Below are 26,732 nucleotides of genomic sequence, written 5' to 3'. Positions count from 1 at the left end.
CTTCCCATCCTTCCTATCTACTTGCAACAAGTTCTTCGCCATCATCTAAACGAACAGAAACAAGCTTCGACACCCCTGATTCTTGCATTGTTACACCGTACAATACATCAGACTCTTCCATTGTACCTTTTCGGTGTGTAATTACAATAAACTGCGTTTCATCACTAAATTTCTTTAAATACTGCGCAAAACGAGCAACGTTTGCCTCATCAAGAGCTGCTTCCACTTCATCTAGAACACAGAATGGAACTGGGCGTACTTTTAAAATACCAAATAAGAGCGCAATTGCCGTTAAAGCACGCTCTCCCCCTGAAAGTAAACCTAAATTTTGTAGTTTCTTCCCTGGTGGTTGCGCTACAATATCAATACCCGTATTTAGTAAATCTTCTGGGTTTGTCATTACTAAATCCGCTCTTCCACCTCCGAATAATTCAGAGAATACAGATTGAAACTCTGTTCGAATCCCTTCGAATGTAGTAGAAAAGCGTTTTTTCATCTCTTCATCCATTTCCGTAATAAGTTGATGCAATGTCGATTTCGCTTCTTCTAGGTCATCTCTTTGCTCTAATAAGAATGTATGGCGCTCTGCTACACGTTCATACTCATCAATTGCCCCTAAATTTACTGCGCCTAACTCTTCAATGGATAGTTTAATTAGTTTCACCTTTTTACGTGCATCTTCTGCAGGCATCATCATTGTATACTTAAGTTTTGCTGCTTCAAATGAAATAGTATATGTTTCACGTAAATGTTGCAATCTATTTTCCAGCTCTACATCAAGTCGGTTAATTTTCACTTCTTGATCTTTCAGCATCTCAAGAATATATTTATGTTTACCTATTGTTTCTTTCACACCGCGCTCTAAATGCTCGACTCTTTCTTGCAATGATACGCGTTGTTCACGACGAGAACGAATTAACTCCGAAGTTTGATTACGATCATACGCCTTCTTCTCAATCATATTCGTAATTTGTTCTTCGCCACTTGAATTAGATGTCATCTCTTGCTTTAAGAACGCTAAATCTTCTTTCGTTTTTACAAGCGTCGCATCAGTCTCTTCTTTTTCCTTCGTCAATCGTTCGACTTTTTCTTTTTGATTAGACAAACGTTGTTGTTGTTCAGCAGCTTGTACTTTTAGCTCCGTCATTTCCTTCTGAACTTTTTCTTTTGAAGAATATTGTTCACTTTTTTGTTTCGTTAAAACGACGATTTTGCTATCTAATTCCCCAATCTCAGCTTGAAGAGTCGCTAAAATCTTTTCTAACTCTTCTTTGCGCCCTTGCATTTTTACTTGATCTTGTAAAAATCCTTCAATCTCTAAATCGTAAATCGATAAACGATCATTAATACGATGTTCATCTAATTCTAAACGATTAATTTCTTCTCTTAGCTTCTGTTCATCTACACGTTCGGTCTCTACACCTTGGCGTAGCTCTCGTATTTGTACTTCTTTTTCTTGAATCTCTTGCTTTACTGCTTTAACAAAGTTTTCTAGCTTCGTTGTTTTTTCTTCCATGTCAGTTAGTTTTTTAGTCCACTCTTCAAGTTCACGTTGACGTCCCAATAAAGAGGATTTCGCCTGTTTTACAGCTCCACCCGTCATAGAACCACCCGGGTTCACTACGTCACCTTCGAGTGTTACAATACGATAGCGGTATTGCAGTTGTTTCGCTAGCTCATTTGCTCCGCGTAAATCTTTCGCAACAACAACTGTACCTAATAAACTTGAAACTACATTCTCATATTTATTATTGTACTGCACAAGTTCTGCCGCTACACCGACAAACGATGGATGCTGATTCACAATGCGTAATTGATCAAATGATAGCGATCGGCTTTTAATAACAGCTTGAGGTAAAAACGTTGCACGGCCATGTTTATTTTGCTTTAAAAATGCAATTGCATTACGAGCATGCTCTTCTGTTTGTACTACGATATGTTGCATCGCTGCCCCAAGGGCGATTTCCATTGCGATTTCATATTCTTTCGGCACAGTCAGAAGTTCTGCAACAGCTCCCTCAATACCTTGTAGTCTATTTTCTCTAGCCTTTAATACTTCACGTACCCCTTGATAGAAGCCAGAGTAGTCCTCTTGCATCTCTTCTAACATTTCTTTCCGAGAGCGCGCCTGTTGCACAAATTGATACGCTTGATACAGTTTCGTTTCATTTTCACTATACTGTGACTTACATTTCCCAAGTGCCGTTTCTGTCTTCCGTATGTTAGAAATAATGCCAGCTATTTTCTCTCTCGCTTGCTCATAACTGTCTACAAGTTTCGCCTTTTTCGCTGTAATTTCCACACGCATCTGTACATACTTTTCATTTTCTTCATCAAGTCGTTCGTTTTTAGAGTTTTGCTGTTTTGATTGTTCTTCAATCATAGATAATTCATTACGAAGACTTGCTTGTTGATTTAAAAGTTCAATATAGTCACCTTTTAAATTCTCAATTTGTTCCTCTAAATTCTCAGCAAAAGTCGCAAGTAATTGCTCGTTATCATGCAATTTCTTCTCCAATTCTTTTACTTGATTCACAAATTGCATTAAAGCTTCTGTACTTGTTTCAATTTCGCCATCATAACTTGTAGTTTTCTCTGTTAACTCAACAATTAGCTTTTCAAGCTGCGCACAATGTGTCGTTGCATTTTGCTTTCTTTCCTTTAACAGCTCGCGTTGCCCTTCTAGTTTTTCTAGTTCTTTACTAGACAGAAGTAGAACTTCTTGTAAGGAATTTACAGATTCATCAACGGCTTGTAATTGCCCGCGTAATTCCACAAGCTCTTCTTCACTTTTTTGTAAGTTCGCCGACATTTTAGCTTCTTCATCTTTATTATGCCCAAATTGATTTCGAAGCGCTTCCCACTTTTCATGTAATTCTTCAATTTCATGTACAATAAGCGCAGCTTCTACTTTCTCTAATTCTTCTTTTTTCTCAAGATAATCTTTCGCAATAGAAGCTTGTCTTTCTAGTGGTTCTACTTGACTACTTAATTCGTGAATAATATCTTGTACACGATTTAAGTTTTCTTGTGTTTCCGCCAATTTCCCTTCAGCTTTCTTTTTACGAAGTTTATATTTCAGCACACCCGCAGCTTCTTCAAATACACCACGACGTTCTTCTGATTTACTACTCAAAATCTCTTCGACTTTCCCCTGGCTAATAATCGAAAAAGCTTCCCTTCCCATACCAGAGTCCATAAATAAATCAATAATATCTTTTAATCTACAAGATTGTTTATTAATATAAAAATCACTATCACCCGAACGAGATACACGACGCGTTACACACACCTCGTTATACTCAATCGGTAAGCGTTGGTCTTCATTATTTAAAGTTAATGTAACTTCAGCAACATTAACCGCTCTTCTCGTATCACTGCCGGCAAAAATAATATCCTCCATCTTTGCACCGCGTAATGACTTTGCAGATTGTTCACCAAGTACCCAGCGAATTGCATCAGTAATATTACTTTTCCCGCTCCCGTTAGGTCCTACTACAGAAGTTACACCTGGAACAAAATCGACAGATACACGCTCAGCAAAAGACTTAAATCCTGCTATTTCTAATCTTTTTAAAAACACGAAAGGCCTTCCTCCTATTCTCCGTTGTTGTAAACGTTGTCTGTACGAAAACAAACTACTATACGGATTTCCCACTCCTTTTATTTATAAATAAAAGGAAAGTTTCATTCTATGCATAAGGAATCCCCCTCATTCAAAGGGGGATTCCTCATGATTGTTCTTTTAATTTTTTCAATGCTTCTGCAGCAGCTTGTTGCTCTGCCTCTTTTTTTGACTTACCACTTCCAAGACCTAATGCCTCATTATTTAAAGTTACACGGGACACAAATTCTCGGTTGTGGGCTGGTCCTTTTTCTTGCAAAATTTGATACTCAACATTGCCACTACCATCACGCTGAATCAATTCTTGCAATTGACTCTTATAATCCATCACATGAGAAAAAGCACCTTCATTAATTTTTGGATATACAACTTCTTTTAAGTATCCCCAAACTGTTTCTAGCCCTTGATCAAGATAAAGGGCACCAATAAACGCTTCAAAGACATCCGCTAATAAAGCTGGTCGTTCACGTCCACCCGTCATTTCCTCACCTTTCCCTAATAAAACAAGGCTACCAAATGACATTTCGTTTGCAAAACGAACAAGAGATGGCTCACATACAATAGCTGCACGTAGTTTTGTTAACTCTCCTTCGCTCATTGTCGGATATTTTTGAAACAGATACTGTGATACAGTGAGTTCCAATACAGCATCGCCAAGAAACTCAAGACGCTCATTGTCCTCATGCGGTTTTTTTCGATGCTCATTCACATACGATGAATGCGTAAACGCTTGAATCAATAATTTTTCATCTGTAAACGTAATACCTATCTCTTCTTGAAATACTTTAAAAGCTTCACGATATTTTGCTTCGTATTTTTTTTCTCTATGTTTTCGGTACGGCATAGGTCCCTCCAGATATAAGCCGAGAAGCCCCGTTAAAAAACGGGACTTCACTTAAGCATTATAGATGACTCTCTATGTAAGTCACAGCATCGCCAACAGTAGCAATCTTTTCAGCATCTTCATCAGAAATTTCCATTTCGAATTCATCTTCTAATTGCATTACAAGTTCTACTACATCTAGGGAGTCTGCGCCTAAATCTTCTTTGAAGCTTGCAGCTGGTACTACTTCAGTTTCTTCTACTCCTAAACGATCAACGACAATTTTGGTTACACGCTCTAAAACATCTGCCATTCTATTCACCTCCCCTCAAATATTATATAAAATATTGTCCAAAAAAACTAGGTGAAATCGATTCTTTTATTACATTACCATACCGCCATCAACATTTAACGTTTGACCTGTAACATATTTACTTTGATCAGAAGCAAAAAACGTTACAGTATTTGCGATATCTTGTGCTTCTCCAAACTGAGCTGCAGGAATTAATTTTAACATTTCGGCTTTTATATTTTCATCTAATACATCCGTCATATCAGTCGCAATAAACCCTGGAGCAATTGCATTTACAGTAATATTTCGGCTCGCTAATTCTTTTGCTGATGTTTTTGTTAATCCAATTACACCAGCTTTAGCAGCAACATAATTTGCTTGTCCTGGGTTTCCTGTTACACCAACAACAGAAGCGATATTAATAATACGTCCATGACGTTGACGCATCATATAGCGCGATACTGCTTTCGTACATAAGAAAACACCTTTTAAGTTTGTATTAATAACTGTATCCCATTCTTCTTCTTTCATACGCATTAATAAATTATCTTTTGTTACACCAGCGTTATTTACAAGAATATCAACTTGTCCAAACGTATCTACAGTTTGTTTCACCATTGCAGTAACATCATCAGCATTTGCAACATCTGCTCTTACTGCAATGGCATCTGAACCTAATTTCTTTATTTCATCAACTACTTCATTCGCCTTTTGCTCATTACCAGCATAATTTACTACAACATTTGCCCCTTGTTTCGCTAAATCAATAGCAATCGCACGACCAATCCCACGTGAAGCACCAGTTACTAATGCTACTTTCCCTTTTAACATCAGCTTTCTCCTCTCAAATTTGAAATGGTATCTTTTAATGTCTCTTCATCATATACCGCATATGCTTTCACTGAAGAATCAATCGACTTCATAAGACCAGCAAGTACTTTTCCAGGTCCGATTTCAATAAATGTATCTACCCCTTGATTCACCATATACTCAATAGATGGGTACCATAATACAGGCGAATAGAGCTGTTCAATTAGCTTTGCTTGAATATCTGTACCACGCGTAATAACATCTGCCGTAACATTTGCAATAACAGGAATATTCGTGTCTTGAATTGTAATTTCATTTAAAACACTTTGGAATTTCTCAGCAGCTGGTTTCATAAGCGAGGAATGAAACGGTCCACTTACTTTGAGCGGAATTGCTCTTTTAGCACCATTTTCTTTCGCTCTTTGAGAAGCAAGTTCTACTCCTTGCTTTGTTCCAGAAATAACAATTTGCTTCGTACTATTCATATTAGCAATTTGTACTGCATATCCTTCACTTGTTACTTCTTCTGTAACTCGTTTCAGCATATCCGGATCCGCACCTAAAATAGCTGCCATTGCACCTTCCCCGCCTGGAACAGCTTCTTCCATATATTCCCCGCGTTTCCTTACAGCATATACAGCGTCTTCGAATGTTAATGCACCAGCAGCTACAAGAGCGCTATATTCACCTAAACTATGTCCTGCGACAAAATCAGGTGTAATATCATACTCCTTCAAAGCTGTTAAAATTGCAAAGCTCGTTGTTAATAGTGCCGGCTGCGCATTTGTCGTTAATGTTAACTTTTCTTGCGGTCCTTCAAAAATCACTTCTGAAAGAGAATCATGCAAAACCTCATCCGCTTTTGCAAACACTTTCGCAACCTCTTTATTATTCTCCGCTAACTGTCTACCCATTCCAACTGCCTGTGAACCTTGGCCCGGAAAAAGAAATGCTATTTTTCCCATTTCAAATCCTCCTCTTATTGAAGCGGCTCCTTCTCCATTACACTTGAAATTGTAGGAATTACTTCTTTCGCTACCATTTCTCTCGTTTGACGAATCGCACTAAATATCGATTGGTCATTAGAAGAACCGTGAGCCTTAATGACAGGAGCTTTCAATCCAAACAACGCCGCTCCCCCATACTCCGAATAATCCATTTTATCTTTCAATACCATAAGTTTTGGTTTTAATACCGCTGCTGCTAATTTGCTCGTAAACGAACTCATTAATTGTTCTTTTAACATAGAGAATAACGCAAGTGCTGTTCCTTCTAATGATTTTAGCGCTACATTACCCGTAAAACCATCACATACAACAACGTCTGCTACACCTTGCAATAAATCTCTTGATTCAACGTTTCCAACGAAATTAATTGGTGCATCCTTGAGCATAGCAAAGACTTGTTTTGAAAGCTCGTTTCCTTTACCATCCTCTGTTCCAACGTTTAAAAGTCCAACGCGTGGATTTTTAATTCCTCTTACCTTCTCTGCGTAAACAGAGCCCATTACTGCATATTGATATAAATGAATTGGTTTTGCATCAACGTTGGCTCCAACATCTAACATAACAAAACCTTCTCCATCAACAGTTGGCATTGTAGGTGATAAAGCTGGTCGTTCAATTCCTTCCATACGACCAACAACAAACAATCCAGCTGCCATCAGAGCTCCTGTACTACCTGCTGATATACAAGCATCCGCTACGCCGTCTTTTACTTGCTGCGCCGCTAGTACCATTGAAGCTTGTTTTTTTCGACGAACCGCTCTTACTGGTTCGTCTGTCGATTCGATTTTTTCGTCCGTATGAAGTATAGTAATTCGCTCTTCACTCGTTAAATATTGACGAATCCCCTCTTCTTTCCCTACTAAAGTAATATGTAAATCTGAGTATTCCTTAATAGCTTTCATTGCTCCTAATACTACAGCCTTTGGTGCATGATCGCCGCCCATTGCATCTATTGCGATTTTCATAAGTTGTTACCTTCCTCACTATAATTACTAGATCGATACATTTCAAAAGTGCCTGTAAAGACAAGTTCTTCTCCAACAAAACTACGCACTTTGACAACCGTCCGTCCTTTATCATTCTCTACATCTTCAACACGTACTTTTGCAACAACACGCTCTCCTAATTTTACAGGACGAATATATCGAATGGTGGACTTTGCAGTTAAAGCTAATTCTTCATCAATAACCGCAACAGCTAGTGAGTTTGCTTGTGCAAACAAATGATGCCCACGAGCAATTTGATTTCTTTTAAATACATGTTCTACCTTTACTTCAAAGATAGAAATCGCATGTCTATCTAATTCTATATCAATAATTTCTCCGACAACCTCTTCTAACGGTAAAGATTTCACATCTTCTTCATGTTGTTTTGTAGCCACATGCTTAATTCGTTCTCTTAATTCAGGAATAGATAATTCCATACGATCAAGACGAACAGTTTGTATGCTCACTTGAAATTTTTCCGCTAAATCTTCATCCGTTATAAAAGGATTCGTTTCTATTGTTTGTTGTAATAATTCTTGTCTTTCTTTTTTACTTCTTCTTTTTTTCATACCGCACCATCCATTTTTATGACTAGGTACTAAAAGTAGTATATAATCATTAAAAGTAGAATGCAACAAAAACTTTTGCAGACTACTTTTAATCGAGCTTCTCTCCCTGGAATACACCTGTCCCATCAAGATAAGTACGCAGCGAAGCATACTGATCATTATGCCAAAACGCTTCTGAATCAACTAGTATCGCTGCATCTTGTCTTGCTGTTTCTAACGCCCGATAATCATGTACCATATCAGCAACCTTAAATTCTGGTAGACCACTTTGCTTACTTCCAAAGAAATCCCCAGGACCTCGTAACTCTAAATCTTTTTCTGACAATACAAATCCATCATTTGTTTCAGTCATAATGCGCATTCTTTCTTTTCCCGTTTCTGATTTCGGGTCCGCAATTAATAAACAATATGATTGTTCACTACCACGCCCAACACGCCCCCTCAGCTGATGGAGCTGTGATAAACCGAAACGTTCCGCGTCATAAATAACCATAACAGTCGCATTTGGTACATTCACGCCTACTTCAACAACTGTTGTCGACACAAGAATTTGCACTTTATTTTCACTAAACTGTCCCATTATCTCTTCTTTTTCTTGAGATGATAGTCTCCCATGCATTAATCCAACTTGGCATTTCCCTTGATAATGATGAGTCAGCATACTATGTAAGTCGATAGCATTTTGTACATCCAGCTTCTCAGACTCTTCAATAAGAGGGCAAATAACATATGCCTGTCTTCCTTTTTTTATCTCTTTCTCCACAAAGCCGAGGACACGATCTAACATATCATGTTTTGCCCAGTACGTTTCGATTACCTTTCTACCAGCTGGCATTTCGTCGATAATAGAAACGTCCATCTCTCCAAATGCAGTGATAGCTAACGTACGCGGGATTGGGGTCGCCGTCATAAACAATACATCTGGACTTTCACCTTTCTCACGTAAAACCCGGCGCTGCGCCACACCAAATCGATGCTGTTCATCGGTAATAACGAGACCTAACCTATGAAATATAACTTCGTCTTGAATTAAAGCGTGCGTTCCAACAAGGATGTCTACTTCTCCCTGTTCTAATCTCGACAAAATTTCTCGACGTCTCGCACCTTTAACAGAACTTGTTAGCAATTCAACCTTCATACCGAAATGTGAAAACGTCTCCGCGAGCGACTGATAATGTTGCTCGGCTAAAATTTCTGTAGGAACCATCAAAGCACCTTGATAATGAGCCAATTTCGCCGCATAAAGAGCAATCGCAGCAACAACTGTTTTCCCAGAACCTACATCCCCTTGCAATAATCGATTCATTCGGTACGGAGATATCATATCTTTCATTATTTCATCTACAACCCGGCGTTGTGCACCAGTTAATGGAAACGGAAGCGCATCAGTAAACTCTTGCAATTCTACTAATGAAATTTCCTTTTTCGTCCCTTTCGAGTTTTCCCTTTCCATTTTCCGTAATGTTTGCATTTTCAACTGAAACAAGAAAAACTCCTCATATACAAAACGGCGACGCGCTTGCTTTAAGTCTTCCTGTCCCACTGGAAAATGTAACCCTCTGAGCGCTTCATAGCGTGATAATAATTTATATCGACTTAACAAACCATCTGGTAACACTTCGACTATAGAATCTCCATACTCCTTAAATGCCTGTGCAACAAACCGGCGCATCTGTTTTACTGTCAGTTTTCCTTTCACTGAATATACAGGTTCTACTTCTTGTTGTCGTACAACCGGTCCAAAATTCAGTTCTGATACAGCAATTGTTTGGCGATGCTGATCCCATTTACCAGTAATCGTTACCGTTTCATCTAAATTTAACTTTTGTTTATAGTATGGTCTATTAAAACATACAGCTGTAATTAAATAACGACCGACGAGAACACGAACTGTAAGACGTGACTTCTTCTTCCCATAATATTGCAGTAAAGGAGCACTATGAACTTTCCCCTCAACCGTTACACGCTCGTCATGCTTTACTTCAGCAAGATCTTTCATCGCATAGTCTTCATAGCGGTACGGAAAATGTTCTAATAGATGAGAAACTGTATAAATTCCCATCTCGTGTAACAACTCAGATGTTTCTCCTCCGATTCCCTTTACATCCGTAACAGGAACTTGTACAACTTCATTCAAGATTCTCACGCTCCGTCACATTATTTTCTTTGATTCATTCTATTGATTATCCATTATTATCATTGACATCTGTAATGGCTCTCTTTCACCTTATATATTCTATCATAGGCATTCTAAGAGAAACTACTCTAATCCCTCTATATAAAGTGAAACTATAATCAGTGGACGTTTACGGACAATTAATCTCCCACTTAACTTCTTTGCTCCAGCCGAATATAAGGGGGTGGAAGTTTTACTGCCCACAAATAGCGGGATAAAACAAAGTTGTACAATACGTAAGAAAAGAGCCTCACTATTAGCAGCAAGGCTCTTTTCTATCATCAATATGCTAGCCTTTTGAATAAAAACTAGTAATAAACTTCATATCACTATTTCTTATCCATTAGCAAGTAAGTAACCCATTTATTTTCAAATCGAATCTTTTCTTATTCTACAGAGAAGATGAAAGAATACACCGGTTGGTTCCCTGCATGTACTTCTACTTCTGCATCTTCAAAGTTCTCTTCTACAAACGCAACTAATTTAGCCACTTCTTCATCTGTTGCATCTTCACCTTGTAGAATCGTTACGATTTCAGAATCCTCATCAATTAGCGCTTCTAGTAATTGCTTTGCAGCTCCTACTTTCTCCGCATTTGTAGATACAATTTTCCCATCTGCAATACACATGAAATCATCTTTTTGAATCGCTACACCGTCAATTTCCGTATCACGAACAGCATACGTAATCTGACCTGTTTTCACATGAGCTAAAGCTTCTTTCATGTTTTCTTCATTCTCTTCTAGCGTTCCAACTGGATTAAATGCTAACATTGCAGCCATACCTTGAGGAACTGTTTTTGAACGAATAACAATAACTTCTTGTTCTACAACTGACGCTGCTTGTTCTGCTGCCATCACGATATTCCCGTTATTTGGTAAGATGATGATTTTTTCAGCATTTGCCTCTTCAATCGCCTTCACAATATCCTCCGTACTCGGATTCATCGTTTGGCCACCTTCGATAACTTTCGTTGCACCAATGCTCTCAAATAGAGTTTTAATACCCGATCCCATAGCTACAGTTACAATACCATACGGTTGTTTCTCTATTGGCTGATTCGTTTGTTCAGGTACCATGGTAGGTTCATCTAATAAAGCAGTATGCTGTTCACGCATATTTTCTACTTTAATCTTAATTAGACTACCGTAACGTTGTCCATAGTTCATAGGATCTCCAGGATGTTCCGCATGAATATGAACCTTTACAACCTCATCATCCGATACAACAAGTAGTGAATCTCCGTACACACTAATATCTTCACGGAATTTTTGTTCAGAGAAATTATGTTCCTTCATTTTTCCAGGCTCTAATTTCACCATGAATTCCGTACAATATCCATACTTAATATCTTCTGTACTCAATTGGCTTTGTACACTACGGTGATGTTCTGCACGTACCATGTCATTCATAGATGGTTGGGCAGGCATATTAGAAGAAATCGTTTCTCCTTTTAAGTCAGCTAAAAATCCTTCATATACAACAACAAGACCTTTACCACCGCTATCTACAACGCCAACTTGTTTTAATACAGGTAATAAATCTGGCGTACGATTTAACGATGCGTTCGCTTCTTTTACAACGTCTTCCATAAACAAAACAAAGTCGCGCTGTTTTTTCGCAACTGTCACTGCATATTTACCCGTTTCTCTTGCAACCGTTAAAATCGTTCCTTCAATTGGTTTCATAACCGCTTTGTAAGCTGCCTCTACTCCTGCTTCTAAAGCTGCGGCAAAATCAACTGTCGTTAATTCTTCTTTTTGTTCAATGGATTTAGAGAAACCACGGAATAACTGAGATAAAATAACCCCAGAGTTACCACGAGCTCCCATTAATAATCCTTTGGCTAAACTTACACCGACTTTACCAGCATGCTGTGAAGGATTTGCTTTCACTTCACGTGCGCCTGAAGTCATTGATAAGTTCATGTTTGTACCGGTATCGCCATCTGGAACTGGGAATACGTTTAATGCATCAACAAGCTGAACATTATTTGTTAAATTATTGGCTCCTTGAATGATCATTTGTGATAAACGTTTTCCATCAATTTTTTGAATTGACACAGATTTTCCTCCTTAATGCACATTACAAGTTTATTACTTTAACTCCTTGTACATAGATGTTTACAGAATCTACTGCTAGTCCTACAGTTTGATCTAATGTATATTTCACTTTAGTCTGCACGTTATGTGCTACTTCTGAAATTTTCGTACCATAGCTCACAATAATATACATATCAATATGTACTTCATCTTCATTTTTACGAACAATAACGCCTCTAGTGAAGTTTTCTTTTCGTAAAATTTCTGTTAATCCATCTTTTAACTGATTTTTCGATGCCATACCTACGATACCGTAGCAATCTACTGCGGCACCTCCAGCAATTGTTGCAATTACATCTGTACTAATATCAATTTGACCGTACTTCGTTTTAATTTCAATTGACATCTCGTTTCCCCCTTCATAAATGGTGAAAGTGAGCTAGACTACTTTAGTTACTATCATATAATCTTTTTAAAGAAAATTCCATCGTTCTTTCTTTTTCACTCTCATATTTTATGTTTTAAATTACATTTTTTTATGATGAGCAAAATAGTCCATTGTTATTATACAACATGTACCACTATAATATGTCAAGCAATTTTTCTTGATTTCACCTTTTCTTCATTGACATATAGTGTCAAGTATTTTTTCTTGATTTCTTTTTCCTACGGTGTTGCATTCTCTTTTTAGTTGTGTTAAATTATAGTAGTGTTTTTAGCATCGCATAAAAGGCTAACATTGAAAAATTACGTATGTTACGGTAGTTAAGGGAGGGAAATATAAATGGCTCGTGTTTGTGCTATCACTGGAAGAAAAGCTCGTTCTGGTAACTCTCGTTCTCACGCAATGAACGCTACAAAACGTAAATGGGGCGCTAACCTTCAAAAAGTTCGCGTACGCATCGACGGAAAAGTTCAACGTGTTTACGTTTCTGCTAGAGCATTAAAATCTGGCAAAATCGAACGTGTTTAATAATAAAAAAAAGAGCCGCTAGGCTCTTTTTTTATTATACCATTGGAAAAAGCACCGGTAATAGGTGCTTTTTTTAGTCTTTTTTGAAGGTATTTAACATCGCACGAACAATTCCACCAAGAAATTTAGGTAACTTAATTGTATAAAATCTCATGGTTTCCCTCCTAATCCCCATTACTCCACTTGTTCACTATATGATGCAAGGAGCAAAATTGTTTCTTCAATCAGTGCTTCTTATCATCATTAATATGCCAGAAGTGAATGAAAAAGTACCTTTTTCCTCAACGAGTTCATTACTAATACAAAGTGTCGATCCCCACTCTATTGTTTTATTAGTAAGAGGATACTTAAAACCGTGAAGTGTAATGCCTTCTACCCTTTCAGTAACTGGTACAAATGATACGTATGGAAAATGTTCGTTTCCTTCAATTATATACATACCAAACTTTTTCACCATTATTTCATTTTTATTGTCCACAATACACATTTCTATATTTACTTCTAATCCCTTTAAAAGCATCTGAATATTTGCTAAACCATGATCAAGTCTTCCACCAGTAGCACCAAAAATACGAATTAATTTTGGTTTCTGTTCTAAAGCCCAGCTAATTGCAATTTCTAAATCTGTTTGATCTTTTTCTCGCGGGACGATATGTAATTCATTTGTTTGCTGCCTCATCCACGCTAATTCCTCATCAGTAACTGAATCATAATCCCCAAACGCAACAGCCGGAGTGATTCCTTTTTTCAACAAACGGTACACTCCTCTATCAACAGCCGCCCAAACTACTTCTTCATTTTCATACCGCGAAAAATCTGCGCAGTATTCTGCAGGTCCTCCCGCTAAAATATGAATAATCATTTTTCCTTCCCCTTCTATTGTAAAAAGGCAATCTGCCATTCGGTAGATTGCCTTTCTCCTTATTTGCCACTCTAACATGTATAAATAGTGAAGTCTTAATGAACTAGAAGCTTCACTAGGATAAAGGTTCGTTCATTCTTTATCCGCGAATTACACGAATTGCTTCACCGCGGTCTTTTTGATTGTATACTGCTGATCCCGCTACAAGAACATTCGCTCCTGCTTCAATACAAAGTCTTGCCGTTTCAGCGTTGACACCACCATCAACTTCAATTTCCACTTCTAGATTTCGCTCTTTAACCATTTCTGCAATTTGTTTGATTTTCGGTAATACAGAATGAATAAACTTCTGCCCGCCAAATCCAGGATTTACTGTCATAAGTAATACCATGTCTATATCTTCTAATACATGCTCAATCGCTGAAACTGGAGTATGCGGATTTAATACAACCCCTGCTTTAATGTCATGAGATTTAATTAACTGAATTGTACGATGTAAATGAGGACACGCTTCTACATGAACAGTAATAATATCCGCTCCCGCTTTTGCGAAAGTTGGGATATAGTTATCAGGGTTTTCAATCATTAAATGTACATCTAACGGTAATGATGTAATCGGACGGATTGCTTCTACAATTAATGGTCCAATCGTAATATTTGGTACGAAATGCCCATCCATTACATCGACGTGAATGTAGTCAGCTCCGCCTTTTTCTACATCTTTAATCTCTTCCCCTAATCTTGAAAAATCTGCTGATAAAATCGATGGTGCAATTTTAATCATGACTAATACCTCGGCTTTCTCTCTCTAATTTCTTCTACGAATTGTTTGTAATTCTTATAACGATATTCGGTAATCTTTCCTTCTTCAACCGCAGCTTTCACCGCGCATTTCGGTTCAGCAAGGTGTGTACACCCTCTAAATTTACAGTATTGGCTCGCTTCTTTCAACTCTGGAAAACAATATGTAAGATCTTCTACCTCTATATCTATGAAATCAAGCGAACTAAAACCAGGTGTATCCGCAACAAGTCCGCTTCCAACTGTAATTAATTCTACGTGTCTTGTCGTATGCTTTCCACGTCCTAAATGTGAAGAAATATCATTAGTTTTCAATTCTAAATCTGGACGTAATACGTTTAGCATTGAAGATTTCCCAACACCAGATTGGCCTGCAACGACGGAAATACAACCTTCTAAGAATGGTTTCAGAATATCAATACTTTCCGATGTATTTATAGAAGTAAACAACACATCATAACCCATTTCACGATAATCATTTGCATAAGATTCAACAGTTTCTCTCATTTTTTCATCTACTAAATCCATCTTACTAATACAAATAATTGGTTTAATGTTATGATATTCAATTAATACTAAAAATCGATCTAACAGTCCTGGATTAAAATCTGGTTCTACCGCAGAGAAAACAAGAATAGCTTGATCAACATTAGCAATAGGAGGTCTAACAAGTTCATTTTTTCGATCAAATACTTCTAACACATAACCTTCATTCGGATTATCCGCTTGAAAAACAACTTGGTCTCCTACAAGTGGCGTAATTTTATTCTTTCTAAATACACCACGCCCACGACATTGTGTAATCCCTTCCTCATTCTGCACATAATAAAACCCACTTAGAGCTTTTACAATTTTTCCTTCTGGCATATAATTCTCCTTTATTTTGTATAAAATGAAACTGCAATTAAATATGAATAGACTAGCGTTCTTTAAACAATTAGTTCAAAGCCCACCAAATATATATCCAGGTTCATATATTTAATCTACCATCAAATTTGAAATATTATTTACAACAGTATCACTTTTACAGCTTTTTGAATCATATATTTTTGCCTGTTATACAGTCCACGATGTAGACAGCATAACAGGCAAGAGTAATAAATTCCATCTTCTATATAAGGACGATGGAATTCACTATTATTGAGCTGGATATGGTACTTCCTTGTCCATAATCGTTACTCCATCTCGAACAATTTTATAGTGTCCCTTTGCACCTTCTTGAATTACAAATTCTAAAGAAATAATCGCTGACTCAGTAATTGTTCTCGTTTCAACTGGTTTATCCATTTTTTGCTGCATATCTTCTTTATAAATTTCTATTGTTTGCGGCTTTTTCTCACCTGTTGCAGAAGCTTCATATGGGATAGAAATGTTATCCACTTTTACCGTTTTCGTCACTTTAGGCTTCGGACCATCGGAGATAACAACCGATACTTTATCTCCTTCTTTTAAAGGTGTCCCAGGCTTTGGTAACTGTGAAATAACAAGACCTTTATCAACCGTATCTGAATACTCTCTTTTTATATCAGAAACAAGCTTTCTTTCATTTAAATAACCTTTTACACTATTTTCAGTCCATCCTGAAAAATCACCTGGTCTTATTTGATAAGGTCCTTTACTTACCCAAATTTTCAGTTCTTGTTCTGTCTCTATAACCATTTGATCAGGCGTTGGTATTTGCTCTACAATTTCACCTTTCGGCTTATCATTTTCAATATAATTTATTGTAACTTGTTTATATTCTTCTTCTAACTCAGCTCTTATACTCTCGAAATCTTTTCCTGTCAAATCACGCATCTTACTTTTCTTTTTCCCACCTGATTGATAGATAGTAATTTTAGAGTTTTCTTTCACTACTCTTCCTGCTATAGGATCTGTTTTTATCACTTTTCCGGCTTCAACATCATCTGTATATACAAGATTAGGTTCAGTAACTTCAAAACCTTTTTCAACTAATGTATTTACAGCTGTCGTATATTTCATACCAGCCACATCAGGAACCTTCACATCTTTCGGAATAAAGAAGCCTGGAATAACAGTAAGTGCTAATGTTATCCCTATCGCTAAAAGTAAAAATGTTGTAATTAAAACTTTCAGCCATTTATTATTTCGCTTTTTCTTCTTACCTGATTTGGTCTCTTCTTTTCTTACTTGTTCATCCACTTTACTTCCTTTTAATACAATCGTTTCATCACTTACATTTTGAAATAGTTGTTCTTGTTGAATAATTGGAATCGCTTTCGTTGCTTCCATATCTTCTGGTATGTAAAATGGTTGTTCATTTATTCGTTCTGGGTATAGTGCTGTTTCAATATCTCGTTTCATCGCGTTAGCAGATTGATATCGATGGAACGGATCTTTCGCAGTTGCCTTTAATATAATATTTTCAACACTTTGTGGAATATTGTCATTCCATCTTTTTGGAGATGGCATTTCATTTTGTAAATGTTTTAACGCAATTGCAACAGCAGATTCACCAGAAAACGGTTGTCTTCCTGTTAACAATTCAAACATAACAATCCCAAGTGAATAAATATCTGATTGTTTATTCGCTATACCGCCGCGCGCTTGTTCTGGTGATAAATAATGCACCGAACCGAGCACCGAATTTGTATGTGTAATTGTTGCTGCACTTGTAGCTGTCGCAATTCCAAAGTCTGTTACTTTGACCACTCCGTCATCTCGAATCAAAATATTGTGCGGTTTAATATCACGATGTACAATCTCAAAATGATGGGCGTGTGCCATAGCGGACGTTAACTGCTCCATTATATCAAGAGCCTCTCCTATCGGTAACATCCCTCGATCAATTATGTATTGCTTCAATGTTCGTCCAGGTACATATTCCATTACAAGATAATATATATCATCCTCTTCCCCAACATCATACATATTCACAATATTTGGATGCGACAACGTTGTAACAGATTGCGCTTCTCGATGGAAACGTTTAATAAACTCTTCATTATTTGAATAGTCGAGTCTTAATATTTTTACCGCTACATCTCGGCCGAGTATATCATCATGAGCTAAATATACATTGGCCATTCCTCCACCGCCAATCATTTTCAGCAGCTTATAACGGTCATTTAAGCGTTTTCCAATCAGCACGTTGCACTTCACCTACTTTCGTTTGTCGAATCCGTATAATCAATAATAACGAGGGTAATATTATCTTCTCCACCACGATCATTTGCTAATTGAATGAGATGCTCTCCCTTCGCCTCGAGCTGTTCATTCAATTGTAAAATTTGTTGCATATCATCAATAGAAACTTTGTTAGACAATCCATCCGAGCAAAGAAGTAATTGATCATCTTCTTCAAGCACCAATGTTTTAACATCTAATCCAACTGTTTCTTCATTTCCTAATGCTCTTAACAAAACATTCTTTTTCGGGTGATATTCTGCATCTTCCTTTGAAATTTCGCCATGTCTTACAAGTTCATTTACAAGCGAATGATCTTCCGTTACAAGCGTCATTTCCCCCTCTGATACCATATAACAACGACTATCTCCTATATGACCTATCGTCACAAAATTCGATGTACAAATGGCTATTATAAGTGTTGTTCCCATGCCATTACATTCTGCATGCTGCTGAGAGTAAGCATATATGCGCTCATTAATAATTCCAACGTTAGTATGTAACCACTTTTCTACCTTTTTAGGCTCATTCATATTATGCGTTTGCTTCCAATAATCATGGAATAATTGAATAGCCATCGAGCTAGCTACATCGCCAGCTCGATGACCTCCCATTCCATCTGCTACTACCGCTAAAATATTTCCATCTAAATTGCGAAAAACTCCTGCACTATCTTCATTATGTTGACGAACTTTTCCTTTATCCGATAGAAACACGGCTTTCATCTAGTCACCTCGTCTCTTCTTTGCGCTCCTTTGCACGCAACTGACCGCAGGCTGCATCAATATCATGACCTTGTTCACGGCGAATGGTTACATTCACTCCACGATCTTTTAGCGTCTTTTCAAATAAGAAAATTTGCTCTCGTGGCGTACGTACATAATCACGTTCTGGCACGTAGTTTACCGGAATTAAGTTTACATGACATTTTACACCTTTTAAGAGCGCAGCAAGTTCTTCAGCGTGCTCAACTTGGTCATTTTCTCCTCCAAATAAGCCATATTCAAATGTAATACGACGCCCTGTTCTATTTACATAGTATTTAACAGCTTCCATTAAATCAGGTAGCTTATAAGCACGGTTGATCGGCATTAATTTTGAACGTATCTCTGTATTTGCAGCATGCAATGAAATCGCAAAATTAATTTGCATATCTTCTTCAGCGAACTTATAAATTTTTGGAACAATTCCACTTGTTGAAACTGTCATATGTCTTGCACCAATATGAATTCCTTTTTCATGATTTACAATGCGTAAGAATGACATTAAGTTATCATAATTATCAAATGGTTCTCCAATTCCCATAACAACAAGAGAACTTACACGTTCTTCTGTTTCATCAAGCGCACGCTGAACTTCTACTACTTGCGCTACAATTTCTCCAGCCTCTAAGTTTCGTTTTAACCCACCAAGTGTAGAAGCACAGAACGTACAGCCAATGCGGCAACCCACCTGTGTTGTTACACAAATGGAATTTCCATATTCATGTCGCATTAGTACAGTTTCAATAGAGTATCCATCGTATAACTGGAATAGGAATTTAATCGTTCCATCCGAAGACGTTTGTTTTACTAAAGTGTTTAAAGTAGTAATATCAAAGGAATTCGACAATTTATCGCGCAATCCTTTAGCAAGGTTTGACATATCCTCATAATTTTTTACACGTTTTTTATATAGCCAATCAAAAATTTGTCCTGCACGGAACTTAGGTTCTCCTTGTTCCTTTAACCAATCTTGCATTTCATGAAGTTGTAAAGAATAAATTGATGGTTTCTTTGTTTCTAGATTTTTCTTTTGTTTTTTTACAGTCGTTTCCATGATGCTACACCTTCTTTCTTAAACAAGCAATATAAAAGCCATCTGTTGCAAAATAATGCGGTAAAATTCGTACTTGACCTTCATCAATATACGGATTTAACTTTTCTGGCATGCGATCTTTTATCGTAGTATCCCATTCAAATTCAGGATGCTCTTGTAAAAATTGCTTTATCACTTGTTCATTTTCTATTTTTTCAATTGTGCACGTACTATAAACAAGGCGACCACCTTGTTTTAACAATGGTGCTATTTTTTCTAGTATCGCAAGTTGAATCGTTGATAACCTTTCACTATCGCCCTTATCTTTACCTAACTTAATATCAGGTTTACGTCTAATAACACCAAATCCAGAACATGGTGCATCTACTAATATTTTGTCAAAAGATTCATTTGCAAAATGCTCTTGAACTTTTCTAGCATCTAAAGCCATCGTTTCTACATTTTCTAAACCAAGTCTCTTCGCCTGTTGTTCAATTAAACGTACTTTATGTGCGTGTAAATCAAGCGACATTACCTTACCAGTTCCGTCCAAACGCTCTGCAATATGAGTTGTTTTTCCGCCAGGAGCAGCACAACTATCTAGAACTGTATCTCCTTTATTCGGTTCTAAAGCACGTGCTACAAGCATTGAGCTTTCATCTTGAATAGAAAGGAAACCTTTTTTGAACGCTTCTGTATGTGCGACATTTCCTCTTTCAATTTGAATTGCATCCTCTGACAACTCGCCACGTTTTGCTTCTATACCCTCATCAGCTAATAACGCAACCGCTTCTTCTACCGTTACTTTATCAACATTTACACGTGCTGTTGGTACAGGTGGCAACATATTTACTTCACACATTTTCTCTGCTGTCTCTAAACCATATTCGGATGCCCATTCTTGTACAAGCCACATTGGATGACTCGTTGCAATCGCAAGACGTTCTACTGGATTTTCGATTTCTTCTAACGAAGGTACACCTTCTCGCTGAATTGAACGCAATACTCCGTTTACCATGCCTGAAATCCCTTTATGCCCACGACGCTTTGCAATCTCAACTGCTTCATGAATAGCCGCTCTTTCTGGAACTCGGTCTAAATATAGCATTTGATATAGAGATAGGCGAAGCAACACTCTTACCCACGCTTCAACCTTTTTTCTTAAAAATGGTTGTAAATAATAATCTAGTGTGTCACGACGTTGAATTGTTCCATATACCATTTCAGTTAATAAACCAATATCTTTTCTGTCAATTGTATTTTTTTCAATCAAATTATTTAAAAGTAAGTTGCTATATGCACCACTTTTTTCTACTTGAATTAAGCCATCCAGAGCTAACTCACGAACATTTTGTCTCATGCATTTTCTCCTAACTTCGTACCAATTTCAGGTTTTGTTCCACGTAAAAATTGTGAACAACTCATACGCTTTTTACCAGATGGTTGCAATTCAGTGATTTTAACGCCTGTCTCGTTCCCTGTTGCAACAACAAATCCATCTTCTTCAAGAGCTACTATTGTACCTGGTTCAGCTTTCTCTGTAATAGAGACCTTCTCTCCCCACCATACTTTAATAACTTGTCCTGCCAAAGTCGTATAAGCAACTGGCCATGGATTCAATCCGCGAATGTGATTGTATACTTCTTCACCTGTTTTTGTCCAATCAATTATCTCTTGCTCACGTTTTATATTATATGCAAACGTCACTTCAGCTTCACTTTGTTTAATTGGTTCTAGTTTACCCTGAATTAGTAAAGGAACCGTTTTAGATAAAAGGTGTGCTCCTGCTTCGCTTAACTTATCAAATAATGAACCTGTTGTTTCACGCTCTTCAATTTCTACTTCTACTTGCGTTAATATATCGCCCGCATCTAATTTTTCTACCATATACATAATTGTAATACCTGTTTTCTCTTTACCTTCCATGATCGCATAATGAATTGGTGCACCACCGCGAAGTTCTGGAAGTAATGATGCGTGGACATTAATACATCCATACTTTGGCGCTTCTAAAATTTCATTCGGTACGATTTGTCCAAATGCTGCTGTTACAATTAAGTCTGGCTCTAGTGCTAATACTTTTTCATATTCGTCTTTTTCACGAATTTTTAACGGCTGTACTACTGGAATACCATGTTTCTCCGCTTCTACTTTAACAGGAGTAGGTGTTAAAACCTTTTTTCTACCAACTGGACGATCAGGTTGCGTTACAACACCAACTACGTCATATCCGTCCTCGATAAGACGACGAAGCACCGGCACAGAAAAGTCCGGTGTCCCCATAAATACTACTTTCATCATTCAAAAACCGCTCCTTTTAAACCTATTCTAATTCGCCTGCTTCATAATACCTTTTCACTTTAGATGTAAATAAAACACCGTGTAAATGATCGATTTCATGCTGAATTGCACGCGCTAAGAAGTCATCCGCTTCTAATAAAAATATTTTACCGCGACGATTTTGTGCACGTACTTTAATGTAATCGGCACGCCCCACTTCACCATAAAGTCCCGGAAAGCTTAAGCAGCCTTCGGGACCTACTTGTTCACCACGTTTTTCTAAAATAACAGGATTAATTAATTCAATTTTACCCGTATCATCACCTATATCAACAACAGCAACTTGTAAGCTTACCCCCACTTGTGGCGCAGCTAGACCAACTCCGTCTGCAATTAACATTGTTTCATGCATATCTTTTAACAATTTCACTAACTTTTTATCAAAGTTAATTACTCTTTCGCATGGTGTTTCTAACACTTCATTTGGATGCTTTACAATTTCTAAAACTGCCATATTTCCCTCCGCTACATTAACATTGTTGGATTAAAATCAATTGAGATTTGTAGCTCTTTTTGCATTTCTGCTTGATAATGTTCATTTACCATTTTGAGCACGTTCTTTAAGTTTGGTTCCCGTTTGTATTTTATCATGCATTGGTAACGATATCTATCTTTTATCCTTGGAATTGCTGAAGCAACCGGCCCTAACACCATTGTTTGCCTTGAACAATGCGTTCGTAAATGACCGACAATTTTTTCCGTCACTTGGACTGCCTTTAATAACTCCGGATGAGATACAGTTACAAGTACAACGTAGTAATATGGCGGATATTGTCTCATTTGCCTCATTTGCATTTCGTGCTCATAAAATACATCATATTGTTGATTCTTTGCTAATTCTACACTGTAATGTTCCGGCGTATACGTTTGAATTACAACTTCACCTGGCAATTCATGTCTTCCTGCACGTCCACTCACTTGTGTCAATAGCTGATACGTCTTTTCACTCGCCCGAAAATCAGGTAGATGAAGCATCGTATCCGCCGTTAAAACGCCAACAAGCGTCACCTTCGGAAAATCAAGCCCTTTTGCAATCATTTGTGTTCCAAGTAATATATCTGCTTTCTCTTCACCAAACGCCTTTAATAATTTTTCATGCATTCCTTTACGGCTTGTTGTATCCACATCCATTCGAATGACCCGCGCCTCAGGGAATAGTTTTGTGATTTCTTCTTCAACCTTTTGCGTCCCTGTACCAAAGAAACGAATATACGTACTATTACAAGCAGGACACTCCGTTGGCATATTTTCCTCATGACTACAATAATGACACTTTAAACGATGGTTCATTTTGTGATATGTCAACGAAATATCACAATGCGGACATTGTACGACATACCCACAATCACGGCACATCACAAACGTAGAATGCCCCCTTCTATTTAAAAAGAGAACCATTTGTTCTTTCTTTTCTAATCGATCTGCTATTTTTTCATGCAGTGCCTTTGAAAACATTGAACGATTTCCATCACGAAGCTCTTCACGCATATCAACAATTTCTACAGTCGGCAAAGCTTGTTTGTTCATACGTTTTTCCATTGTAAGCAACCCATAGACACCTTTTTTCGCTCTAGCAAACGATTCAAGTGTCGGCGTTGCACTTCCGAGAACGATTGGACACTTATGGTATTGTCCTCTCCACACTGCTACATCTCTTGCATGATACTTTGGGTTATCCTCTTGCTTATAACTTGATTCATGCTCTTCATCAATAATAATGATTCCTAAATTTTCGAATGGAGCAAAAATAGCTGAACGCGCACCAACTACAACTTTCACTTCTTTTCTTAATATCTTTCGCCATTCATCATATTTCTCGCCAACAGAAAGCGCACTGTGAAGAACTGCAACTTGCGAACCGAACCTACCTTTAAAGCGATCTACCATCTGGGGCGTTAGCGCAATTTCAGGAACAAGCACAATTGCTTCTTTTCCTTTCTCGAGCACCGCTGCTATAGATTGTAAATACACTTCAGTCTTACCACTTCCTGTAACACCATATAGTAAAAATGGATTGTAAGTTTCATTTGTAATTGATGATAAAATCGGTGTAATTACTTGTTTTTGTTCCTCAGTAAGCGGAAATGGTTTCGTTTGTTCAAAATCATCATCGTCATACGGACTCCGGTATACCTCTACATACTTTTCTGAGATTAGACCCTTTTTAACAAGTGCTTTTATTGGAGCATCTGTTATTTGTAATTCTTCTGTTAAATTTTTTAACGGTACACTTTTGTAGTTTTCTACAAAATAATAGAGTACATCTTGTTGTTTTTTAGTTTTCAGTTCAAATGCTGCTAATTCCAATTTATCTGCCGGCAACTCCGGTTGAACTACTCTTTGTTTCTTCTTCTGCACTTTATCCTTTACTTGATAAACCACTTCAGTCGTACCATTTTTAATTTCTTGTTGAATAGTGCGATATAGGTGCGGCTGTGCTTCGATAACTTCCCAATCTATCGTTTCCTTCCCTTGAAATAAAGAAAGAATTTCTGGTGCTACTTCTTCTCGGTTACGAAGTTGCAGACGCTTTTTATATGTTGCTTTAATCGCCGTCGGAAGCATCACCTGAAAAGCTGAAATCATATAACATAACGTTTCACTTGTAAGCCAATACCCAAGTTTTAATAATTCATCATTTAAAACCGGAGTGACATCTAATATTTCATACAACGCTTTTAACTTTTTACTTTCTAGTTCAACCGAATCCTTTATGCCAATAATAAAACCTTGCAATTTCCTCGGACCGAATGGGACTACTACACGCATTCCTGTTTGCACGATATCTTCCCATTTTTTAGGGATAATATAATCAAACGGTCGATCTGTTTGACGTGCAGGTACATCAACAATTACACTTGCAAACTTCATACATAATCATCTTCTAACATCATTTCTATTTGCTTTAATATTTCACGAGCCACTTCTTTCTTCGTTAAAAGTGGCAGCTCAATGATTTCTCCATCTTTTCTATACATTGTCACAATATTTGTATCCGTACCAAACCCAGCTCCTTGCGCTTTCACGTCATTCGCAACAATCATATTTGCATTTTTCTCACGTAATTTTCTCGTTGCGTATTCCTCTATGTTTGTCGTTTCAGCTGCAAAACCGATAAGTAACTGTCGGTCCTTCTTCTCACCTAACGTTTTTAAAATATCCACTGTTCTTTCTAATTCAATTACAGCATCGCCATTTTTCTTTTTCATTTTATTATCATGAACATATTTCGGACGGTAATCTGCAACGGCTGCTGTTTTGATGACAACATCCACACTCTGATAATGCTGAAGGACTGCCTCTAACATATCTTGTGCAGATTCTACTTGTATTGTTGTGACATGTAATGGTGACTCTAATGCTGTCGGTCCTGACACAAGTATGACATCAGCACCTAAGCCTGCTGCAACTTCTGCGATCGCATACCCCATCTTTCCAGAAGAAAAATTCGTCATAAAACGAACCGGATCAATCTTTTCACGTGTCGGTCCAGCTGTTATTAATATTCGTTTTCCTTGCAATGGTTGTTGTTCTGAGAAAGCCTCTTCTAATCGTCCAATAATTGCTTCAGGTTCTTCCAGTCTTCCTTTTGCTACATAACCACATGCTAAAAAACCTTCCCCAGGCTCAATAAATGTATATCCTAATGTTTTTAACGTCATCATGTTTTTTTGAACAATTTTATTTTCATACATATGCACATTCATAGCAGGTGCAATCCACACTGGAGCTGTAGTAGCTAACAAAGTAGTTGTAATCATATCATCAGCAATACCACCAGCTAACTTTCCAATGCAATTAGCTGTAGCAGGTGCAATAAGTACAACATCTGGCCAATCCGCTAAATCAATATGAGCAATAACAGCGGAGTCTCTCTCATCAAACGTATCCGTATATACATCATGGCGAGAAAGTGCTTGAAATGTAAGAGGCGTAACAAACTTCATTGCCGACTCACTCATCATTACTTTTACAAGAGCGCCAGCTTGTGTCAATTTACTTGTTAACGCAGCCGCTTTAAAAACTGCAATGCCTCCTGTTACACATAGAAGTATCTTTTTCCCTTTTAGCATATGACTCGTCCTCTTTCTTTTTCAAACTTATTCTACTGAAATAGAATTTCCAGCTCGTCAGTACCAGTATTCGTTCCGTCTTTTTCGATTCCTTTTCATCCCTATCGTAAAAAAATAACAACCTACTTGTAAATAGGTTGTTACCGTTACATAGAAAATTATAAAGTCTATGTTTTAATTTGTCGAAAAGAATGTCTTAATCAATTATTGTGTCATCGCTTGGTACATATTTTAATACTTCTAAATCGATTTCTTCTAATGCTTTACCTACACATTTATAAGAAACAGGCTTTTCAATAACACAATTATCAGCAATTTGCATTTCACGTGCACGCTTTGCAGCTACTGTTACAAGTGTATATTTAGAATCGATTTTTGTTAATAATGAGTCAATTGATGGATTTAACAT

At 37.4% G+C, this 26,732-nt stretch carries 24 protein-coding genes; 1 reads left to right on the top strand and 23 read right to left on the bottom strand.

The annotated features are described in order from the left end of the window. Positions 1 to 13: 13 nt before the first annotated feature. The 10 genes from smc to JFU18_RS23810 all read right to left on the bottom strand — a co-directional run bounded on the left by smc (position 14) and on the right by JFU18_RS23810 (position 12,736). Positions 14 to 3,583 (bottom strand): chromosome segregation protein SMC, encoded by a 3,570-nt coding sequence (smc, locus tag JFU18_RS23855; RefSeq protein WP_201034254.1) that lies wholly within the window; start codon positions 3,581 to 3,583, stop codon positions 14 to 16. Positions 3,584 to 3,731: 148 nt separating this feature from the next. Next, positions 3,732 to 4,469 (bottom strand): ribonuclease III, encoded by a 738-nt coding sequence (rncS, locus tag JFU18_RS23850; protein WP_002033792.1) that lies wholly within the window; start codon positions 4,467 to 4,469, stop codon positions 3,732 to 3,734. Positions 4,470 to 4,527: 58 nt separating this feature from the next. Next, positions 4,528 to 4,761 carry an acyl carrier protein gene (gene acpP, locus JFU18_RS23845; protein ID WP_002014515.1) on the bottom strand — a complete coding sequence of 78 codons (234 nt, stop codon included), beginning with the start codon at positions 4,759 to 4,761 and terminating at the stop codon, positions 4,528 to 4,530. A 69-nt stretch (positions 4,762 to 4,830) separates the two neighbouring features. Further along, positions 4,831 to 5,571 carry a 3-oxoacyl-[acyl-carrier-protein] reductase gene (gene fabG / locus JFU18_RS23840; RefSeq protein ID WP_002014514.1) on the bottom strand — a complete coding sequence of 247 codons (741 nt, stop codon included), beginning with the start codon at positions 5,569 to 5,571 and terminating at the stop codon, positions 4,831 to 4,833. After that, a complete protein-coding gene (gene fabD, locus JFU18_RS23835) occupies positions 5,571 to 6,515 on the bottom strand; it encodes an ACP S-malonyltransferase (protein ID WP_002128825.1) in 945 nt (314 codons plus the stop codon). The genes fabG and fabD overlap by 1 nt, the downstream gene beginning before the upstream one ends. A gap of 14 nt (positions 6,516 to 6,529) precedes the next feature. Then, positions 6,530 to 7,522 carry a phosphate acyltransferase PlsX gene (plsX, locus tag JFU18_RS23830; protein ID WP_002128828.1) on the bottom strand — a complete coding sequence of 331 codons (993 nt, stop codon included), beginning with the start codon at positions 7,520 to 7,522 and terminating at the stop codon, positions 6,530 to 6,532. Continuing rightward, complete coding sequence (fapR, locus tag JFU18_RS23825; protein WP_000747354.1) at positions 7,519 to 8,112, bottom strand: transcription factor FapR; 594 nt, start codon at positions 8,110 to 8,112, stop codon at positions 7,519 to 7,521. Before fapR ends, plsX begins: the two co-directional genes overlap by 4 nt. Positions 8,113 to 8,200: 88 nt before the next feature. Continuing rightward, the gene (recG, locus tag JFU18_RS23820) at positions 8,201 to 10,249 is read right to left on the bottom strand and encodes an ATP-dependent DNA helicase RecG (protein ID WP_002014510.1); all 2,049 of its coding nucleotides are present in this window, start codon (positions 10,247 to 10,249) and stop codon (positions 8,201 to 8,203) included. Between the two features lie 425 nt (positions 10,250 to 10,674). Then, positions 10,675 to 12,351: a DAK2 domain-containing protein gene (locus JFU18_RS23815; RefSeq protein WP_002066784.1), complete on the bottom strand. Its 1,677-nt coding sequence runs from the start codon at positions 12,349 to 12,351 to the stop codon at positions 10,675 to 10,677. 22 nt (positions 12,352 to 12,373) lie between these two features. Continuing rightward, positions 12,374 to 12,736 (bottom strand): Asp23/Gls24 family envelope stress response protein, encoded by a 363-nt coding sequence (locus tag JFU18_RS23810; RefSeq protein WP_002014507.1) that lies wholly within the window; start codon positions 12,734 to 12,736, stop codon positions 12,374 to 12,376. A gap of 378 nt (positions 12,737 to 13,114) precedes the next feature. Here JFU18_RS23810 and rpmB point away from each other — a divergent pair, with 378 nt between their 5' ends. After that, positions 13,115 to 13,303 (top strand): 50S ribosomal protein L28, encoded by a 189-nt coding sequence (gene rpmB / locus JFU18_RS23805; RefSeq protein WP_000124776.1) that lies wholly within the window; start codon positions 13,115 to 13,117, stop codon positions 13,301 to 13,303. A 73-nt stretch (positions 13,304 to 13,376) separates the two neighbouring features. Here rpmB and spoVM read toward each other — a convergent pair whose 3' ends face one another. From spoVM to rpoZ, 13 genes are all read right to left on the bottom strand, one after another. Further along, on the bottom strand, positions 13,377 to 13,457 hold the full coding sequence (gene spoVM, locus JFU18_RS23800; RefSeq protein WP_001213599.1) for a stage V sporulation protein SpoVM: 81 nt from the start codon (positions 13,455 to 13,457) through the stop codon (positions 13,377 to 13,379). A gap of 66 nt (positions 13,458 to 13,523) precedes the next feature. Further along, on the bottom strand, positions 13,524 to 14,204 hold the full coding sequence (locus tag JFU18_RS23795) for a thiamine diphosphokinase (RefSeq protein ID WP_201031674.1): 681 nt from the start codon (positions 14,202 to 14,204) through the stop codon (positions 13,524 to 13,526). Positions 14,205 to 14,304: 100 nt separating this feature from the next. Then, positions 14,305 to 14,949: a ribulose-phosphate 3-epimerase gene (gene rpe, locus JFU18_RS23790; RefSeq protein WP_201031675.1), complete on the bottom strand. Its 645-nt coding sequence runs from the start codon at positions 14,947 to 14,949 to the stop codon at positions 14,305 to 14,307. Positions 14,950 to 14,951: 2 nt separating this feature from the next. Then, positions 14,952 to 15,833, bottom strand: coding sequence for a ribosome small subunit-dependent GTPase A (gene rsgA, locus JFU18_RS23785; protein ID WP_002014503.1), 882 nt, complete (start codon positions 15,831 to 15,833; stop codon positions 14,952 to 14,954). Positions 15,834 to 16,103: 270 nt separating this feature from the next. After that, the gene (gene pknB / locus JFU18_RS23780) at positions 16,104 to 18,077 is read right to left on the bottom strand and encodes a Stk1 family PASTA domain-containing Ser/Thr kinase (protein WP_201031676.1); all 1,974 of its coding nucleotides are present in this window, start codon (positions 18,075 to 18,077) and stop codon (positions 16,104 to 16,106) included. A gap of 8 nt (positions 18,078 to 18,085) precedes the next feature. Then, positions 18,086 to 18,838, bottom strand: coding sequence for a Stp1/IreP family PP2C-type Ser/Thr phosphatase (locus tag JFU18_RS23775; RefSeq protein WP_201034255.1), 753 nt, complete (start codon positions 18,836 to 18,838; stop codon positions 18,086 to 18,088). Positions 18,839 to 18,842: 4 nt separating this feature from the next. After that, positions 18,843 to 19,931 carry a dual-specificity RNA methyltransferase RlmN gene (gene rlmN, locus JFU18_RS23770; RefSeq protein ID WP_002014500.1) on the bottom strand — a complete coding sequence of 363 codons (1,089 nt, stop codon included), beginning with the start codon at positions 19,929 to 19,931 and terminating at the stop codon, positions 18,843 to 18,845. Between the two features lie 4 nt (positions 19,932 to 19,935). Further along, complete coding sequence (gene rsmB, locus JFU18_RS23765) at positions 19,936 to 21,270, bottom strand: 16S rRNA (cytosine(967)-C(5))-methyltransferase RsmB (protein ID WP_002128834.1); 1,335 nt, start codon at positions 21,268 to 21,270, stop codon at positions 19,936 to 19,938. Beyond that, positions 21,267 to 22,211: a methionyl-tRNA formyltransferase gene (gene fmt / locus JFU18_RS23760; RefSeq protein WP_002014498.1), complete on the bottom strand. Its 945-nt coding sequence runs from the start codon at positions 22,209 to 22,211 to the stop codon at positions 21,267 to 21,269. Before fmt ends, rsmB begins: the two co-directional genes overlap by 4 nt. 22 nt (positions 22,212 to 22,233) lie before the next feature. Next, complete coding sequence (gene def / locus JFU18_RS23755; RefSeq protein WP_201034256.1) at positions 22,234 to 22,704, bottom strand: peptide deformylase; 471 nt, start codon at positions 22,702 to 22,704, stop codon at positions 22,234 to 22,236. Between the two features lie 11 nt (positions 22,705 to 22,715). Then, the gene (gene priA / locus JFU18_RS23750) at positions 22,716 to 25,121 is read right to left on the bottom strand and encodes a primosomal protein N' (protein ID WP_201031679.1); all 2,406 of its coding nucleotides are present in this window, start codon (positions 25,119 to 25,121) and stop codon (positions 22,716 to 22,718) included. Continuing rightward, positions 25,118 to 26,323 carry a bifunctional phosphopantothenoylcysteine decarboxylase/phosphopantothenate--cysteine ligase CoaBC gene (coaBC, locus tag JFU18_RS23745; RefSeq protein ID WP_201031680.1) on the bottom strand — a complete coding sequence of 402 codons (1,206 nt, stop codon included), beginning with the start codon at positions 26,321 to 26,323 and terminating at the stop codon, positions 25,118 to 25,120. Before coaBC ends, priA begins: the two co-directional genes overlap by 4 nt. A gap of 196 nt (positions 26,324 to 26,519) precedes the next feature. Next, positions 26,520 to 26,732, bottom strand: coding sequence for a DNA-directed RNA polymerase subunit omega (rpoZ, locus tag JFU18_RS23740; RefSeq protein WP_002014493.1), 213 nt, complete (start codon positions 26,730 to 26,732; stop codon positions 26,520 to 26,522).

The organism is Bacillus sp. TH22, assembly GCF_016651015.1.
Taxonomy (GTDB): domain Bacteria; phylum Bacillota; class Bacilli; order Bacillales; family Bacillaceae_G; genus Bacillus_A; species Bacillus_A mycoides.
Note: the sequence above shows the minus strand (reverse complement) of the source record. Positions and strands in the feature narration are given on the sequence as shown.

What these genes read in the sequence shown, in the direction of transcription:
- plsX (WP_002128828.1), bottom strand. Translation starts at nt 7,522, where the DNA reads ATGAAAATCGCAATAGATGCAATGGGCGGCGATCATGCACCAAAGGCT.
- rpe (WP_201031675.1), bottom strand. Translation starts at nt 14,949, where the DNA reads ATGATTAAAATTGCACCATCGATTTTATCAGCAGATTTTTCAAGATTA.
- priA (WP_201031679.1), bottom strand. Translation starts at nt 25,121, where the DNA reads ATGAAGTTTGCAAGTGTAATTGTTGATGTACCTGCACGTCAAACAGAT.
- rlmN (WP_002014500.1), bottom strand. Translation starts at nt 19,931, where the DNA reads ATGGAAACGACTGTAAAAAAACAAAAGAAAAATCTAGAAACAAAGAAA.
- acpP (WP_002014515.1), bottom strand. Translation starts at nt 4,761, where the DNA reads ATGGCAGATGTTTTAGAGCGTGTAACCAAAATTGTCGTTGATCGTTTA.
- fmt (WP_002014498.1), bottom strand. Translation starts at nt 22,211, where the DNA reads ATGATGAAAGTAGTATTTATGGGGACACCGGACTTTTCTGTGCCGGTG.
- def (WP_201034256.1), bottom strand. Translation starts at nt 22,704, where the DNA reads ATGGCAGTTTTAGAAATTGTAAAGCATCCAAATGAAGTGTTAGAAACA.
- JFU18_RS23810 (WP_002014507.1), bottom strand. Translation starts at nt 12,736, where the DNA reads ATGTCAATTGAAATTAAAACGAAGTACGGTCAAATTGATATTAGTACA.
- rsmB (WP_002128834.1), bottom strand. Translation starts at nt 21,270, where the DNA reads ATGAGACAAAATGTTCGTGAGTTAGCTCTGGATGGCTTAATTCAAGTA.
- JFU18_RS23795 (WP_201031674.1), bottom strand. Translation starts at nt 14,204, where the DNA reads ATGGCAGATTGCCTTTTTACAATAGAAGGGGAAGGAAAAATGATTATT.
- rsgA (WP_002014503.1), bottom strand. Translation starts at nt 15,833, where the DNA reads ATGCCAGAAGGAAAAATTGTAAAAGCTCTAAGTGGGTTTTATTATGTG.
- fabD (WP_002128825.1), bottom strand. Translation starts at nt 6,515, where the DNA reads ATGGGAAAAATAGCATTTCTTTTTCCGGGCCAAGGTTCACAGGCAGTT.
- rpoZ (WP_002014493.1), bottom strand. Translation starts at nt 26,732, where the DNA reads ATGTTAAATCCATCAATTGACTCATTATTAACAAAAATCGATTCTAAA.
- fabG (WP_002014514.1), bottom strand. Translation starts at nt 5,571, where the DNA reads ATGTTAAAAGGGAAAGTAGCATTAGTAACTGGTGCTTCACGTGGGATT.
- rncS (WP_002033792.1), bottom strand. Translation starts at nt 4,469, where the DNA reads ATGCCGTACCGAAAACATAGAGAAAAAAAATACGAAGCAAAATATCGT.
- spoVM (WP_001213599.1), bottom strand. Translation starts at nt 13,457, where the DNA reads ATGAGATTTTATACAATTAAGTTACCTAAATTTCTTGGTGGAATTGTT.
- coaBC (WP_201031680.1), bottom strand. Translation starts at nt 26,323, where the DNA reads ATGCTAAAAGGGAAAAAGATACTTCTATGTGTAACAGGAGGCATTGCA.
- JFU18_RS23775 (WP_201034255.1), bottom strand. Translation starts at nt 18,838, where the DNA reads ATGAAAGCCGTGTTTCTATCGGATAAAGGAAAAGTTCGTCAACATAAT.
- rpmB (WP_000124776.1), top strand. Translation starts at nt 13,115, where the DNA reads ATGGCTCGTGTTTGTGCTATCACTGGAAGAAAAGCTCGTTCTGGTAAC.
- fapR (WP_000747354.1), bottom strand. Translation starts at nt 8,112, where the DNA reads ATGAAAAAAAGAAGAAGTAAAAAAGAAAGACAAGAATTATTACAACAA.